Here is a 16,243-nt window from a genome sequence, read left to right as displayed (position 1 = left end):
GGCTGCGCTTCATGTCCTGGTCCTCTCGATGGGCCAGAACGAACTTCAAACCGGATTAGATCAGAGGGGCAAGGTCATCGTCGATAAACACCAGCCGATGTGGCTCAAGCCGCATCCGCGGCTGGCGTTTGGCCCGCCACTCCTGGCGCGCCTTGCTGATGTCGGGTCGATCTTGCTCGCTGGCCAGCAGCGTTTTTTTTGAAGCGGTAGCCGTTCCTGATGAGCCAACGTGAGATCGAGGCGGGAGCGACTTGGACGCCTGCAGCAATAACCAGTTGGGCGGCAAGCTCCGGCATGGTGATGTCGTCCTTCTCGGCCACACAACCAAGCAGGAACGCACGATGCGGATCGAGCTTGGAATGGCGGCGGCCACCACTGGCTTTGGGCGCCAGGCTCTCGGTCTCTCGATAGTTCCTCATCAGGATAACGACGAACGAAACCGACACCTCAAAATGTGCCGCCGCCGCACGCCGAGAATGGCCCGCCTCGACAAACCGCACAACACGTTCACGCAAATCGAGCGAATAGGGCTTGGGCATGGCAAATCACCTCCACAAGGAAGTGAATCACAAACCTTACATCAGCGGAATCCTTCGCGATTCAATCTGATGGTCCGACGCTCTAGATCTTGATTAGAAACGGCACACCTTTGACGAACTTCGGATAACAACAATCCTTAAAAAGCTGCAAAATGGCGATCCATCCGTTCCGAGAGATGTCTCGATACAATAAATCGTATGCCAATTGTCGCAGTTTCTCTTCGCTGATTCCAACTCCTAGCTTTACCTCCGCGCTTAAGTTCAGCTCAAAAAGATAAAGAGCAAACAATTCATTCAGAAGCTCTAAGTCGTCATATGAATTGTCAGACAGATGGGCAAATCCATCATCGTCCACGCCAGCAAAACTTGGCGATTCTGGAATAATCTGTATCGGCTTTAGCCTTGGAATCCACTTCATCAAAAAAGCACATCGCTTAGTGCAGTCTAGTTTTTCGTGAAAAGGGTCCTTCTGGTGGTAATTTTTATACCTGGCAATATCCTGATAAGTGCTTTCTACCGCGAGATACAAACGCCTTGGCGAAACAACGATTTTAACATCGTCGCCTACGGGCTTATTGCTTACGATTAATTCTACGAAATCTTCTGCGAGTTCCCAAATACCAATGAAATGGTCCCGCATTTCTTCTTTTGTATACCTAAAGTGTCCTTTCTTATCGTCCATAAACAGGCTCTCTTGATGTTGAAAGGACGCTTATTCGCCGGACGAGGAAAGCGCCTTGAGCACTCGAACAAACCGTTGGGCTCGCTTTCCACCCGTCTCCTTGCTCACTTTCTTGACTGCCTCGATATCATAGTCGGGAGCGCTGTTCTCCCTTCTCAAATGGGCGATGTTCCGAATCGGCCGGTCCGGCGCCATAAGCAACTCTGCCGCCTTTCGCTTGGCTTCTGGGCTGGTGCGCGTCATAGGGTGCCCCTTTCTGTCGTAAATGCAGCTCTGGCTACGTCAGATCTTCGATACCCACTGGTCTTCCAAGGAGATCGGACAGCGCCTTAGCTATCTTGGAGCGCGTGAGCTCGCTCGGACTTCCTCCGTTCTCGGCGGAAGCGATCGTTCCACGGTCCAAATTCGCCTTTCGTGCAAGCTGGTTCTGGGACGCGCCCGCCTCCAGCCGCAACTTCTTGATCACAGACAACCTCGCCATCGCGACTCTCAAACACTCGGCAGAACAGGCCAAAACCCGCTAGATTCGACCAAATCCTACCACATTCTGCTGAATGCCGCACAATTATGCCTTTTTCGGCACTTTGCAATCAGAACTAGCCAAAAACAGCAGCTTTCCACCGAGTTCCTGCGAGTTCAGCGGCAGGATTACGCTCGCGCTCCATCGAATTGATCCGGCGGCAATGATGGTCGCTTGCTAGCTCGACAGCTTCAACGATCACGTGGGGGATCGAAACGTTAATTCCTAGCGCGCTAGTACCACACAGGGTGCACAATCTCGACCCGCTCGACTCAAGAAGTGCGGCGATGACCACTTTTCGTTTGCGACTCCGCCGTTGATCAGACTTGCACATTTCGTGATTTACGATGCAATACATAAAGGAAAGTTGTGCGCGAAATTCCATCGCCGCCTCTAGCGGAAACAGAGCCACCAGAAACAAATGCTGACTTTTCTCAATACGCGTCCTCATGTGACAGTTTCGTTGTTCAAAAGTGATGATGCTGAAGCGATTGCAAAGCAGCTGATCGGAAAACTTGAAGCGGTCGCCGGGTCTCTTCCGACCACTCCAAGCGCGGAAGGCGGAGAGAGCCTGGTCCGGCTTCTCGATGACTATTCGGAGAGCGGTCTCTCGGCAAAAGGCGGATGGTATCGTATCGAAAAGCCGCCCTCGTGGTTTCGTCAAGAACACAGGATCGCCGAACTCGATTCTGATGACGGCGCGGATGATCCCGATGCAAGCGTCGAATCCGATCCGGAAACGATGATTAAGGACGTCCAAAACCACCTGCTCGTCGTAGCGAGCTACAAGTCCTACATGGGCATTTTCGCGAGCCAAGAGGCGATGCGCCAACGCTTGATGGATCTCGTCGAATTTGGGAGCGTCGGAACGGACGACAAAACCATCGCTATCTCAAAGACGGCTCTGCCGATTGACCGCACCAGTCTTGAAAACGCCTTTGTCCGCGGCAAGACGAAAAGCGCATGGCTTGAGGGGCTGCATGTCCCGACCGACCTGAAGGCGGATCGCAAGATTCTCTCCGGGCCGAACCTGCGGTACGCGCTCGATCATTTCGACGATCAGACTTTCGCCTACTCCGCCGCCATTAGCGAACTCGACAGAGCAGATGGAACGGTGCGGGTTGGTGTCTCGCACGCGAAGAAGACGCTCTGGACGAGGTCGACGAAGGCGTTCGCTGAATTCGCGAATGAGGTTCGGCTGCTCGTCGATGCCCTAGAAGAAGGCCACGCAAGCCCGCCCGCCACACCGGAGCTTGAGCGCGCCGGTCTGCCTGTTGTCGCCAGGCCGGCGGTAACAGAAAGTCTCGCCAAGCTCGATGACGGTTTCGATGTCGGCTACGAGGCCTCGACGTCCCAAGAAGCCACGTTGTTGAGCGGCGAGATTGTCGACGCCACGCCCTTGGATGAATGGCAGAAGAACGGTTCGTTCGTCGTCGACGAAGCCGCCTCTGCCAGCGCCTCAAGCAAAACGCAGATCGTAGCAAAGGCCTTTTACGCTGACGACCATGTTGCAACAGTGAGGTTCGAACCCGTCAAGAGAAGTGACACTTCGGTGGAAATCCTGCACCGGGTCTTTGACTACAAGGTTCGCAAGGACGATGAGCGGCTGGTTGCCCTTGATCGATCGCTCATGAAGAGGAACACAAATCTAACGCTTCGCTACGGCTCCGGGCATGTCGTCCAGAAGGGCGTGCTGTATGCTCTTCGCTTCCAAGACGTGATTTTCGACAGATGGCGATGGACCTCGTTCAGCCCAGCCGCGGACGGAAAGACTTACAACATCAAGGAAGAAAAGCCGACCAAACTGAGCGGCGGCAAGAAGGTGTATGCCCCCCATCTGATCGGCAAGAAAGATTCCCTGTTTTGCTATGTGCGCAACAATGTTGCCAACCTGGTCGCGCCTGACGGCAAGCTGGTCGAAGACTGGCACCTGCTTTGCGACGATGGATCTGGCGAGATCGCCGACTTCATCGCCTTGAGCCCAACCAGGCGTTTCGTAACTTTTGTGCACGCAAAGGGTGTCGGCAAAGGGAGCCCTTCTCGGATCAGCGTCACGCCTTTCTCGGAGGTCGCCAGCCAGGCAACTAAGAACCTCCGCAATTTTGATCAAGGGCTGCTCAACCAGGAAATCGAACGTCGAACCACCGAGGCCAACAAGGATCTGGTGTGGAAGCATGACGGCGCGAAGTTCAGCCGAAAGGATTTTTGCGATCTGCTTGACGGTTTCCGTCCGAGCGCCGAACGGCATGTGATCATCCTGCAGCCACGCATCAACGAGGAGACCTGGGACGGTGCCGTCAGCGATCATCGCGCCGGCAAGACCGCGGGCCAGGTAGGCCGAATGCGCCAGTTGAGTGGATTGCTGTCGTCGGCGCGCAGCACTTTCAGCAAGCTGGGTACGACAATCGAGGTTATCGGGGTCAAGGGTAAGCCTACGCCGGCTGAGAGTGTGCGTCTGCGTGCTCCAAAAGGTCCTCGATCATCTCGGCGAATCGATCCACGGTAAGGTGGCGATGTGAGAAAGCCAGCCGTTGATGATAGGGGATCAGGTTTCGGTCAAACCTATCTGAGCGAAGCTGCCGCGCTTCGCGAGCGAGTTCGTCAGGCTCAGGAAGTGGCTGGCGCTTGAGTATCGTCAGGGTCGCAACGACATCCGCGACAGTGGTGCTTTCGACGAGAATTGCAAAATTGGAAGCGGATGCGCGCAAACCTTCCCGCCTGATGGCGAGCAAGAGGGTCTGGAGAGCTCGGGAGCCACGCCACGGGAAGACAATGACGTCGCGGCCGACCTTGAGCACGCGGGTGCTGGCGAGACCGAATTCCTCGAAGGCCTGCCGTCCCTCATCGATCAGCCGCAAAAAGTCATCGTCGGTAGCAAGAGCGTCAACGTCATGGCCCTTGTAAATCTTGAGCATTCTGACGCTGACGACACCGCTGGGTACCTGCGCCAATCCGCCGAACCGCGGCGCACCCGCCGTTGGGGCCCTTGTCACGCTGAGCGTACGGCGTTCATCGCTGACATTGACGACGCGCCAGCGACCACGATTGAGGACAAAAGTGTCGCCAATCCGGTAGGCAACGGTCATCGGCAGCTTGCCGATGACGGTACCGCCGGCAGATACCGTGTAGTCAGGTGGGGTGCTGAATACCGCGTAGGCGTGCCTGCGCTTGAGCATCGCATCGGTCAGTCTCCAGGAAACATCTTCAATCAATTCGACGGCGGCATCGCCGCCATTGCCCATCGTCTCGAGGAGGCGATTGAAGAAGGCTCTGTCAATCACATCTCGTCTCGCCGTCCATGGACCGGTCTCGACGAGCATTTCGTAGAGCTCGTCGGACGTGCAGAACGTCTTTTCCCTCAGGATTGAGATGACCTGGTGGTAGAGCGTGGAAAGGTGCAGATCCGATGGGTTGGGCTGCTCGAACTGTCCTTCCATCGACAATTGGGCCGTTGCTGCCGACTGAAAAGTCCGCAAGCGTAGCCGATCCAGCGGATGCGATTCGAACGTTATGTGCTGCTCACGCAAATAGAGCAGGCCATCGGGATGGGCTTCATCGCGCCGGCCCGAGCGGCCAACGCGCTGGCGCAGCGCCGCAACGGTATATGTCGGGTCGATCTGGACCACCCTCTGCACCCGACCGATGTCGATACCGAGTTCAAGAGTGTTGGTGGCAATGACGACCATCTGCTTAGGAGCGTCCGTACCTTCAAGTCGCATCCACTCTTCGATCTTCCGGCGATCTGACGATTTGATCGAACTGTGATGACCGAAAAACTGGATGTCTCGAGCGCCCGCGGCGTGCAGGCATTGTTCAACCAGCTGCTCCACCGAATTGCGGGAATTGGCGAACACTAGGCCGCGGGTATCGTCGGCGAAATCGCTGACAAGCTGTTTGGCTATCCGCTCGATCACCCGGGCATTGGGTGTTTCGCCGTCTATCTGGGAGGCATCTTCGTCGACGAACGCGCGAATTCGCACTGCAGCCGGTCGTACCTCATCGCCTGTGGAACGTATAATTGCGACGTCTGAGGGGCTTTCCGGGCGCAAGACAGCGGCAGCGCTGACATCGGCGGAGCCGAGAGTAGCGGAAAGGCCGATACGCGGAATGGCACGGTGCGCATGCTTGTCCAGACGGTTCAGTAACGACTGCAGCTGTCTTCCTCGCGCGGAATCGAAAAACGCATGGAGTTCATCGATTACGACACACTCGACGCGGCTGATCGCCTCAAACAACGAGCCTTCTGCCGCCGCGCCTATGGCGAAAGCCTCGAGTGACTCAGGCGTTGTGAGCAAAATTCCTGCTCGCGTGGTACGGGCCCTATTCTTACTCCCCTGGGAGACGTCCGAATGCCAGCCGAATGTTTCAAGGCCGGCCAGCTTCGACAAATCCCCGATCCTTGGCACTTGGTCATTGATGAGGGCTCGCAATGGGCTGATGTACAGGACCGAAAAGCCCGGGCTTGACGGTTCTCTCCCGATCAGGCGCGCCACCAGCGGAAGAAACGCCGCCTCTGTCTTGCCGCTTGAGGTTTCAGCCTCCAGCACAAGGTCGGGGATCGGCTCACGCGGATCGATGGGTATAGCCTCAATCGCCCGCTGCTGGATCACGCGAAACCGTGGCCAGTCCCGTTCTTTCACCCAGGAAATGACTGATGCCGGATAGCGGGTGTTGAAGGGCTCGAATTCTTGCATGCTGCGAGTTATCCGGACGTCTCGTAAAACTTGTTGGTGGTCGATAATGTCAGCCAGCCGCCGGCCAGACTTTGGATGCCTTTCTCGATCCCGGCGGGATCTCATAGCCAGGCAGCGTCCAGACACTGTCGTGGAGGATTGGATCGGCTCCTGGCTCTCTCCGGCCGAAGAGATTGATGCGCCAGCCCTTGCGGCCTGTCGAGGCGTCGTAACGCCGCTTCGGCACGAACTCCGCAGCCCACCATTTCCAGGTCATGGAATTGTGAATTGGGAGGTCACGCTTTTCAGCGTCGAGGGCGATTTGATGAAGCAAGGCGCCTTTAGCCGCGTCTTCCACCAGAAGCCCATGCTTCTCCGCCTCCTCAATCATCCAGCCCAATGCGATGCGCGACAGTCCGCTTTGGACTTCCCTGTAGCCGCCACCGACGTCAGCATGAGCACCGGCGAACCAGATCTGCCGAACGTCTTGCCCCTCAGGCGTTGCGGCAAGGTTGGTTCGAAAGAATGCACGCTTCTCATCCAAGGCGACGGCATGACGGAGGACTGCAATATCAGGATTGTCGTGCGTATATGGCAGAGCCGTAGGTGAACCGATCCACCCAACTGAACTGACGGTGTCCCAGACACCGACAAAATGCGGCCGGCAGTTTTGGGTCGCTAGCTCCTGTCTAAAGTCGGCCGCAAGCTTGAAGTATGCGTCGCGACGGTCATTGTTCTCGCGTGCTTTGTCGATTGCCCAGAACATGTCCACCAAATAGGGAACCATCGCATCATTACCAGGCATCAAAAGGCCATACATCTTGATCAGGGCGACCAGCGCACGTGCAGTGTACGCGCCGCGGCTGAAGCCGAAAACGAACAGCTGATCACCCGGGCGGAAATACGTCATGACAAAGATATAGGCATCGACGATGTCGTGCTTCAGCCCGTAACCGATGGCAAGCCCAGCAAACTTGGCAAGCTTGGTACCAAGCCCCGTTACAAATCCGGGCGGAGCCTTGGTACCGACGCCCGGATGATAATAGACAAGCTGACGATCACGGTCCTTGCGGAGAATGCGACACAGCTTAGCAACGTTGGTGCGGTCTTCGCTGAACTGGTTGGAGGTCCCATCGCAGCAGATGACAAGATTTCGACTACCGGCCAGCGTATCTGGCAAAGGACGGGCGGGTACCTTGTTCATGAGAGATCCAGGGAGGTTTCGTGGAAGAGTTCCTTGTCCTTCAGACTTTGCGTTGTGAAGAGCGCGCTTTGGTGGTCAAGCGCCTGCACCAAAGTTTGGCGGGGAACCTCAGTGCGCCGTTCTTCGTTCCCGTGCTTGTGAGCCATCGTCGACATCAAAGTTTGGAGGCGACCCGGGTTGTCCTCTGCAGACTTTTGCTCGAAGAGATCCCAGAGCGATTTCGGTGTCGCGTTAAGGCTTCCGTGATGGCCAACCTTGTAGAGATCTACCTTCTTGAGTTTCTCCCGCACCGCAGACTGACTTAGCGCAAAGGACCAGTTCTCGATCTGAGCATCGCCCGGGAAAAGAAGGCTCTTCGACCCGCAGCGAAACAGCAGGATCAGGCTCGTATTGTTCAGCGCATTGTCTAGGATGCGCACCAGTCTCAATATCTGGTCGGCGCGCAGGCGCTTCGCTTGGCGGATAATCCAACGCGCATCGATCGGGAAATTGCCAGCGCTCTTGTCAACCGCAAAATCGGGAAAGAGTGGAGCGACCCGTTGCGCTTTCGTTGGACCGAGGGATGAAGCGGCATGCGCCATGAGATGCCAGAATTCGTCCTGGTCGCGGCTGCGCTGCTTGGTGATTTTTTCCGACTGCTCGATTGAGGGTGGCCCCAATATGTCGATCTTAACCCCTGGGAGCAGGCCCTCAAGCGAGGTCTTGTCGCCAGCTTTCGCATATTCGCGGGTAGCCGACATCGTCATTAGGTTTTCGACGGCTTCGAGATTGGCGAGATTGTTCTCGCCCATAAAGGAAAGTTCCTGGCGTAGCGAAGCCGACAGATAGCGGACGCGCTTGACCTCACTGAGGATCGCGCCAGCGACCTGTTGCATGGCGGCCAGTGACGAAACGTGGTGAGCCGAGAGCGATACTCCTGGCGGCAACGGACCCTTGGCGTCGACGGCTAATTCCGGATCCTCTGTCCACGGCTGTAAAACAAGTTCCGGTCTCAGGTCCGCGATCGTCTTTCCCGATGATGGTCTCTGCTTCTTTGTCGCAAAGCCGGAAATATGGTCCTTGTGGCGGTGGGTGGCGACCACCGCCATTCTCTGGCCGTTGGTCCGTTCGGCGATGTTGTTGGCAATCAGTTCGAGTTGGTTTTTCGGCACGCCGTCAGGCAATCCGGTCGAACCGAAATCGACAAGGACATGCCGCTTCTCGCTCGGATATTCGAATGACAGCAGGAAGCAGTCGCCAAAACCCACTTGATAAGAGGTGACGACTACACGGCTTGGCTTCATCCGACCCTCTCTTGTACACCGCTACGGGCCAGGTGCAGAGCGGAGAAATCCCCGGTATTTTTCGTGTCCAAAAGGCCCTGCTTCCAGAGATAAGCGAGCCGATCCCCTTGTCGCTTCCTGTCGCCTCGATCCTTCAAAAGGTGATTGGCAATCTGATACTTCAGCTGGCCATATTCGTCGAAGACCAGCGTCCCCCCGCCAAGCAGCCGCAGAGGACGCCAAAACTCTATGCCATTTGGGACTTCGACTTTGAAGTCCTGACGAAGCTCGCGCGCCGTGACCGTCAGGACCTGCACATATTCAGCGATCGTCTCGCGCAAAACGAAACCGTCGGGCGCGATGCGCACGCTCGGGCGTACCGATTGCACCTCGATGTAACCAATGTCGCCAATCCTCAGCGTCTTTCGGTTTTCCCAGACGAAGCGGAAGACCTCCTCGCTATCCCGCAGCATCGAATCGAAATGTGTCCGGCTGTAGACCATTTCGTCGTCGCAGCGCAGCCACGTGCCGTCTGCAGCAGCACGTTCACTTGGCAAGATGCCGAAGGCCGCGAAGTTCGCCAGCAACGCATCTCGATATCCATAACGATCATCAGGGACGACCTCGCGGTCAACGGTCAAAAGAGCAGAGAGATAGTCGGAAAACGAAAGATCGGTAGGTGGGCAATAGTCAATGGCACGAATGGCCATGGTCAGAAGATGGTCCGCTGCACGCGCACCTTCCTCTATCACCAGTGACCGATCCTTCTGTCCGTTGACGATCGTACCGATGCGGCTCAGGCGACTGATCCAGATGTCGAGAAACGACCGCAACATGGCGGCAACGAGCAGCTCCCCGCGTTTGTGAACCTCCTGATATTCTGGATCGTCCATGTAATTCCTGCCGGGCGGCAGCGTGATCGAATGGCGAAGTGCGCAACCTCGGACCCCACTTAGTTCTTGTCCCATTTCGTCTGCCAAGCGGAAGAGGACTGAGTTGGCGAGCATGTCTCTTTCGAGCAGAGCTTGGTCGATCAATGCTCCGCCGGCTGTTCCATCGAGTGCCGCACCAACGACATCAGGAAGCGCAAAGATGGAAAGCAGCGCGACAACGTCTGCTAGACCCTCATGAAAGGCGCCCTGATCGGGCGACGAGGGTTCTAGATATCGCGAGCGCAGTCCATCCAGGATTGCATGTGTCGTCTCGTGAGCGATGACATCGTGCGACAAACAGGAAAAGACTGTGTGTGTGTTATCCTTTTTATCGGGAAAACTTTCAAAATACCCAAAGAACAACGACCGATCATCGCGCGAGTAAAAGGCGTTTGGCTCGGCAAATGCATGAGGCAAGATATTAAGTTGATGGCCCTCGCACCCCCATTGTACTCGGCGGCCAAGAGCGAATTCAAAGCGAGCCAGGATGCGCATCGCGATAGCATAGACATTCTGTGCATGAAAACGCGGATCCGAAAGGAGCGTTTCGTCCGGCGCGTTCTGAAACGGGTCAGTGTGTTCCCCTTCGAGCCCCGACGATAGGCTCGCTGGCTGATACAGGGCATTAGCTGTCACATCATAATCTACGACCACGACCCTGTAGCCGCGTGGACCTGGCAACAGTTCTTCGGCGGGAACATCAATCGATGCTCTAACAATTCGATTATCTACTTTTACGGATGGATCCTGGGCAATGATTGACAATTTCCGGCTACTACGAAGGCTATGTCGCGTCCCCTTCACATTGCGCATGCGCACCCCCCTTCCGCAAGACAAGATGGCGATAAACTTCCAAGAAAAGCAACTATTAAAATACACGCCGATCGCGACAAACTCCTCCGCCAGGAAAGCCTCGAGGCACACCAAGGCACTCTTTGCAGCCACTATTGGGAGCCCGACCCAAGAACTTCGCAATCGACCGCAATTACCTTATTGCCACTGTCGACCCCCAACCGAATGGTTCCGGCGACACGGCATAAATCCACTCCCGAGGCGCCGGAGCTGACTGCGGTTTTGGTGCTAGCTAGTCAGCGAACAGCGGGCGGCCAATTTCTGCGGCGGCAAGACAGCCCGGCAAAGGTGTGACCCTCGTGCAAATAGAGTTGTCTAGGATTGGCGAATTTCATGATTTACTGCCGCCGCCTGAAGTCGACTTCATATCCGATGCAAACCACATATTTCTGTTCATAACTCTCAAAAGGCATCAAATTCATGCTTGCTGATTCGCCTTTTTAGCCTCGTCATTAATAGATGCAGATTGCATATGAGAAGTACCGCTCAACTCTCTACGACACGGTGATATGAGCCTATTCCCTACTTGGCGTGGCACCCTCAATTTCCCAGCACTGCCAGATCGAGGCCTGAAGGTTGGCGGCAATCGTATCTTTCAGCGCGTCTTCGGGGGCGCTTCCACGAAGGCACAAATCTCGCCGTCACAGATTAAGGGGCACGATCTCATCACTACGGGGCTCAGTCCTCCGTACCGCGAGATTCTCTTTCGCCGAAAGGGGGCGCGCCGAGTATCCACGCCGCTGCCCGTGGTCGTGGCACCAAGCGTCGACGACGCCGACCACCTTCCTGAGACCTTTGAGATTCAATGGGATTCCCAAGGCGAATTGGCGACATACGCCGACAATCCGGAAAAGGTCCTGCATTCATGGATCAATAGATTCGATTTTCGGACCGAGGACGAGGAACACGACCTCCCGGGTCTGCGAACCCCGCAGATCGGCGCGCTACACGCGATCTCCGCCCACTTTGCAGTCGGCTCCAGTTTTGAACCAGCCACCGTCGTCCTTCCGACCGGCACCGGCAAAACAGAAACCATGCTCGCTACGCTCGTCTACCGACGCCTTGGACGCACACTTGTCCTCGTCCCCAGCGATACACTGCGAAGCCAAATCGCCGGCAAGTTCATTAGCCTGGGCATCCTGCCCATGGCCCAGGTCATCACGCACGACCTCGCCAAGCCTCGTGTCGCAATCATCACCACTGGCATTAGGTCGGCGGATGAACTGGATTCGATCATCCACAACGCAAATGTCATCGTTGCCCTTCCGAACGTCCTTGAGGCGTCGGACGTCGCGGTGGTCCGCCGCCTTGTAGACGTATGCTCTGACCTTATCGTCGATGAGGCGCACCACATCACTGCCAAGACGTGGCACGGTGTTCGGGAGCAATTCGCAGCAAAGCGTATTCTCCAATTTACCGCAACGCCGTTCCGGCGCGACGGCAAGCGCGTCGATGGCAAAATAATCTTTAACTACAAGCTCGGTGATGCTCAGACCGCCGGCTACTACCGCCCTATAAACCTCAAAACGATTGAAGAATACGGGGACGAGCGAGCCCGCGATGTCGCAATTGCCAATGAAGCCATTGCGACGCTGCGCCATGACCGGGACGACCTGAAGCTCGATCACCTGCTGATGGCGCGGACATCGTCAAAGGACCGGGCCGAAGCGGTGGGCCGCATCTACCAGCGCCTCGCTCCGGACCTCAAACCGGTCGTCATCTACTCTGGTCCCGGGCGCAGCTTAATCAATCGCGAGGCTATGGCCCGGCTTTTCGATCGGGGAGCCGATGGAGCCCGGATCGTCATCTGCGTTGACATGCTGGGCGAAGGATTCGACCTGCCGTACCTCAAGGTCGCGGCCCTTCACGACACACACAAGTCGCTGGCCGTCACACTTCAGTTCATCGGCCGCTTCACCCGCAAAGGTCCCGCCGACAAAATCGGCGAGGCCACCGTCGTGACCAATGTTGCCGACCCTAATGCAGAAGCAAAACTCGCCGACCTCTACGCAGAAGGAGCCGACTGGGATCTGCTCATCAAGCGCTTGAGCGAGGAGAGAATTTCGCAGGAGTTGCGGCTGCAGGACGTGGTGCTTGCCCTCAAGGAGTCTGGCGATCTCCATGCCAACCTTTCGCTTTGGAACCTCCGGCCGTCACTTTCAGCACAGCTCTTCCGGACGAAATGCGAGGATTGGAACCCTTTGGCCTTCGAGTCCTTGCTTCAGAAAGATTCACAGAGTTGGTACGCGCTTAGTGAACAGGACAACGTTCTGGTCGCCGTTGTGTGCCGTTCTAATGATGTGACCTGGGGCAATTACCAGAATGTTTACGACACGATCTACGACCTCTTGATCCTCAAGTGGGACAAGGCTGCTGGAGCGCTTTGCCTCTTTGCGAGCGACTACGACGCGTTACGGTCCGAGAAGCTCGCCAAGGCAGTCACGAACGACGAGACAACGCTGGTCTCGGGTACGCCAATCTTCAACATTCTCAACAATGTCGAGCGACCGCTGGTGAAGAGCCTCGGTTCGTCGCGCATCGGTGCGATCAGCTTCACCTCGTACTTTGGGCCAAACGTCACGGAAGGTCTCGCCAGCATCGAGAAAGCTGAATCCTCGCTGAACAACCTCGCCTGCCTTGGATACGAGGACGGAGAGCGCGTCCTGTGGGGAGGGACTCAGCGCCGCGGAAAAGTCTGGCAGCAAAAGTCCGGCACAATAGCCGACTGGATCGAGTGGACCGCGGCAACATGGGCGAAGGTCTCGTCCGAGGTTGAGACCGAGAGCAACGTCGTCCGCGACTTCCTTCGTCCGGAGAGACTATCGAAGTCGTACTCCGCATGGCCGATATCGGCTCAATGGGGTGAGCAGGCGCAAATGCGTTTCAACGACCGGCAGTTCGTCATTTTTGGTTCGTCAGAAGTGCCGGTTTTTGCCGTTGATCTAAATCTCGGTGATGTCGGATCGAACGGCGAAATCGTTTTCCGTATTGAAAGCGACAGCGCGACATCCGAATACGCACTCGTCATCAGCGAGGAGATTCCCGGCGGCTACCGCCACGACCATATCTCCGGCCCCTCGCTCCGATTCCGTCACGGCCCGCTGCCGGCGGTCCCGCTGGAAGAGTATCTCCAGAAGGACCCATTTGTCGTCCGCTATGCAGACGGGACATACTCTTACAACTGCTATCACATTCCGGTTAAGCTGGACGTGGGGCTCTACCAGCGTGACAAGCTAGAAGCCTGGAACTGGGCCGGCATCGAGCTGAACAAGGAGTCGGTGCATAAGGCAGGCGACCGGAAGACCATCCAGTTCCGGACGTTCGAGCAGATCAAGGGAGAATTCGACGTCATTTTCAACGATGACGGTCACGGGGAGGCAGCTGATCTCGTTTGCTTGAAAGACGTGGACGACAACACAATCAAGTTATGTCTCGTCCACTGCAAGGGCGCCCATCAGGCGCGGGTGTCGCAGGATATCCGGAACTTTTACATCGTCTGCGGCCAAGCGCAGAAGAGTATCGTAGCAAAGCATGCCGGGCTTCCGACACTTTATCACGAAAAGGCGGCAGGAAACCTGGGTTCGCGAGGACCATAGCCGCTTCCTGAAGGGCGAGATGAAAGGCCTTTCTTACTTTAAGGAAAAGTCGCGCCGCGCGAGACTTGAGTTCGAGATGATCCTTGTCCAGCCAGGAGGTTCAGTTGCCTCCATTACCGATGACGCTTTGCGGCTTCTGGCAACGACCGAACTCTATCTGCTCAAGACCACCCAAGCGAAGTTTCGGGTCGCACTCTCGCCCTAAGTGTGAGCTCAACCCGCCCGCCAATGAAAGACGATGAAGGCGATGATCACGAAGCCTGGCTTCGAACAGCTGAGCAAGCGTTGCGAGCGCAGCATCGCGAAGATGAGCGACGCCCAAGCGATCGTACACATCGGGGAGTTGATCGACGACGCGTTAGATGCGTCCTTCGAGCGTGGCGCCAAGCGCGCGCTGTTTCTGCTCGACCAACTGTCCAATCGTGAACTCGTTTGCACTGATCGGACATTGATTGAGTACTTCAAAGCTAATGCTTGGGCGGCACTATCGGATATAGCGAATATTCGACGATCCTGGTCGTGGGAGGCGCCGGAGCGTCAGGAAGAATTGCTTGCGTTGTCGCGAGCCTCAAACCATCCTGGCTTCGCAGCCCTCGATAAGGTGCGGCAGTGCCAAATTCTCACCAACCACGCGAACCTTCTCCACGAGCTCGGTCGCTCGATCGATGCGATCGCCATTTGGGATGCCGCTCTGAAGATCATCCCAAGCTTCGCAATGGCGAGCGGCAACCGCGGCTCTGGACTCAAAGGCTATGCTGGCATGGTGGTCGATAACCGCGAGCGCGCGATGCTGGCTCTGCACGCATTTGACGGCCTTCGTTCGACGGCGGCCGAGGGTGCAGTGTATGATTCAGCCGATCCCCAACCCGCAATCGCCCATTTCGCCAACCTAGCGACGGAACTCGCGGCGGCTGTCAATATCGACGCTGTCCGGGCGATGCAGGACTTAGATCGTGGCGATGAAGGCCGGTCGAAGACCGAGCGTGCCTATCGTCGCTGGTGCCTTAAGCACCGGCTCTTCCTGTGCCCCTTGAACGATATTGGACCGCATTTGGCAGCAGCGACCGACAATCTGATGCTGCCGCCCCTAACCGAAAAATTCGGCGAACGGCCCGACGGCCATCTACCTCCTCCGATCGTCGGCTTCTTCAGTCAAATAAGCAGGAACATGTGTCGGCGCGCTTTATGCTATTCGAGGGGATGAGTAGCCGGGGAGTCCATTTCTCTGACCGCGGCGTCGCGCTCACCGACACGCTTGACTATCCCCTATATTCATTGGCCAGTGAACGGGTCCGCACGGCCTTCCGCACCGCATATTCGCTGCTCGACAAGGTCGCCTTTCTCGTTGATCGCTACTGGGGTCTAGGCAAGGTGCCGGACAGGATCAGCTTCAAGAACGTGTGGATGGTCGAGAACAAGGCGCGCTTGCTGCCACAGTTCGAGAAGCTGGACAATCTGCCACTGCGCGGCCTGTTCTGGTTGTCGAAAGAGCTGTTTGACGATCAAGTCAAGCAGACGACATCGCACGATGCTCGGGAGCTGCACGGCGTCCGCAATGCGCTGGAGCACACCTATCTGCGGGTGAGCGAGGGGTGGGCCAAGCCATTTGTGATCAACGGAACGAGTAACAATGGCTTCGGCATCGCCATCGGGAGTGACGAACTCGAAGCCAAGGCGATCCGCGTCATGCAAATGGCGCGATCCGCACTATTCTACATATGCTTCGCGATCGGCGTCGAAGAACGGAAGAAGCAACTTGCGAAGCCCGGCCGGCTGGCTGGCTCGATGCCGCTCTATAGTCTCGATCACAGGCGGAAGCGGCGCGATTCATTCTAAGTCGGAGATAGTCGCTCGGAACGGCAGCTTTCGGTCGCCAGCACCAGACAGTCAGCTTTCGCGTTCAAGCGGAGCGGTTCGGCGCCCAGTACTGAGGTCTCTGTCCCTTCGGGCACAAAAAAGTTGCGTAGACGACCCCAATGGGAA

At 56.6% G+C, this 16,243-nt stretch carries 12 protein-coding genes; 5 read left to right on the top strand and 7 right to left on the bottom strand.

What is annotated here, in order from left to right:
* Positions 1-104: 104 nt before the first annotated feature.
* The 3 genes from CK215_RS23295 to CK215_RS23285 form a co-directional block, all read right to left on the bottom strand.
* Positions 105-539 (bottom strand): helix-turn-helix domain-containing protein, encoded by a 435-nt coding sequence (locus tag CK215_RS23295; RefSeq protein WP_095832316.1) that lies wholly within the window; start codon positions 537-539, stop codon positions 105-107.
* A gap of 82 nt (positions 540-621) precedes the next feature.
* A complete protein-coding gene (locus CK215_RS23290) occupies positions 622-1,221 on the bottom strand; it encodes a hypothetical protein (RefSeq protein WP_095832315.1) in 600 nt (199 codons plus the stop codon).
* 30 nt (positions 1,222-1,251) lie between these two features.
* Positions 1,252-1,464: a hypothetical protein gene (locus CK215_RS23285; protein ID WP_095832314.1), complete on the bottom strand. Its 213-nt coding sequence runs from the start codon at positions 1,462-1,464 to the stop codon at positions 1,252-1,254.
* A gap of 698 nt (positions 1,465-2,162) precedes the next feature.
* On the opposite strand from CK215_RS23285, the gene CK215_RS23275 reads away from it, so the two are divergent.
* The gene (locus tag CK215_RS23275; RefSeq protein ID WP_141245513.1) at positions 2,163-4,247 is read left to right on the top strand and encodes a hypothetical protein; all 2,085 of its coding nucleotides are present in this window, start codon (positions 2,163-2,165) and stop codon (positions 4,245-4,247) included.
* On the opposite strand, the gene CK215_RS23270 is transcribed toward CK215_RS23275, so the two are convergent.
* From CK215_RS23270 to CK215_RS23255, 4 genes are read right to left on the bottom strand one after another with little or no spacing between them, the layout of a single operon-like run.
* Complete coding sequence (locus CK215_RS23270) at positions 4,174-6,435, bottom strand: DEAD/DEAH box helicase (protein WP_170950365.1); 2,262 nt, start codon at positions 6,433-6,435, stop codon at positions 4,174-4,176. The genes CK215_RS23275 and CK215_RS23270 overlap by 74 nt on opposite strands.
* 49 nt (positions 6,436-6,484) lie before the next feature.
* On the bottom strand, positions 6,485-7,618 hold the full coding sequence (locus tag CK215_RS23265) for a DUF2235 domain-containing protein (RefSeq protein ID WP_095832310.1): 1,134 nt from the start codon (positions 7,616-7,618) through the stop codon (positions 6,485-6,487).
* The gene (locus CK215_RS23260) at positions 7,615-8,901 is read right to left on the bottom strand and encodes a hypothetical protein (protein ID WP_095832309.1); all 1,287 of its coding nucleotides are present in this window, start codon (positions 8,899-8,901) and stop codon (positions 7,615-7,617) included. The genes CK215_RS23265 and CK215_RS23260 overlap by 4 nt, the downstream gene beginning before the upstream one ends.
* A complete protein-coding gene (locus CK215_RS23255) occupies positions 8,898-10,625 on the bottom strand; it encodes a hypothetical protein (RefSeq protein ID WP_095832321.1) in 1,728 nt (575 codons plus the stop codon). Before CK215_RS23255 ends, CK215_RS23260 begins: the two co-directional genes overlap by 4 nt.
* Positions 10,626-11,173: 548 nt before the next feature.
* Between CK215_RS23255 and CK215_RS23250 the strand changes: the two genes are divergently transcribed.
* The 4 genes from CK215_RS23250 to CK215_RS31635 are packed head-to-tail and all read left to right on the top strand — an operon-like array spanning position 11,174 to position 16,096.
* On the top strand, positions 11,174-14,260 hold the full coding sequence (locus CK215_RS23250) for a DEAD/DEAH box helicase family protein (RefSeq protein WP_245418774.1): 3,087 nt from the start codon (positions 11,174-11,176) through the stop codon (positions 14,258-14,260).
* Between the two features lie 19 nt (positions 14,261-14,279).
* A complete protein-coding gene (locus tag CK215_RS31890; RefSeq protein ID WP_245418773.1) occupies positions 14,280-14,465 on the top strand; it encodes a hypothetical protein in 186 nt (61 codons plus the stop codon).
* Positions 14,466-14,498: 33 nt separating this feature from the next.
* Positions 14,499-15,464 (top strand): hypothetical protein, encoded by a 966-nt coding sequence (locus CK215_RS31640; RefSeq protein WP_210201684.1) that lies wholly within the window; start codon positions 14,499-14,501, stop codon positions 15,462-15,464.
* Positions 15,431-16,096, top strand: coding sequence for an LA2681 family HEPN domain-containing protein (locus tag CK215_RS31635; RefSeq protein WP_210201683.1), 666 nt, complete (start codon positions 15,431-15,433; stop codon positions 16,094-16,096). The genes CK215_RS31640 and CK215_RS31635 overlap by 34 nt, the downstream gene beginning before the upstream one ends.
* Positions 16,097-16,243 lie beyond the last annotated feature (147 nt).

Source organism: Mesorhizobium sp. WSM3864 (assembly GCF_002294955.1).
GTDB lineage: Bacteria > Pseudomonadota > Alphaproteobacteria > Rhizobiales > Rhizobiaceae > Mesorhizobium.
This window is presented reverse-complemented; position numbering and strand designations above follow the sequence as displayed.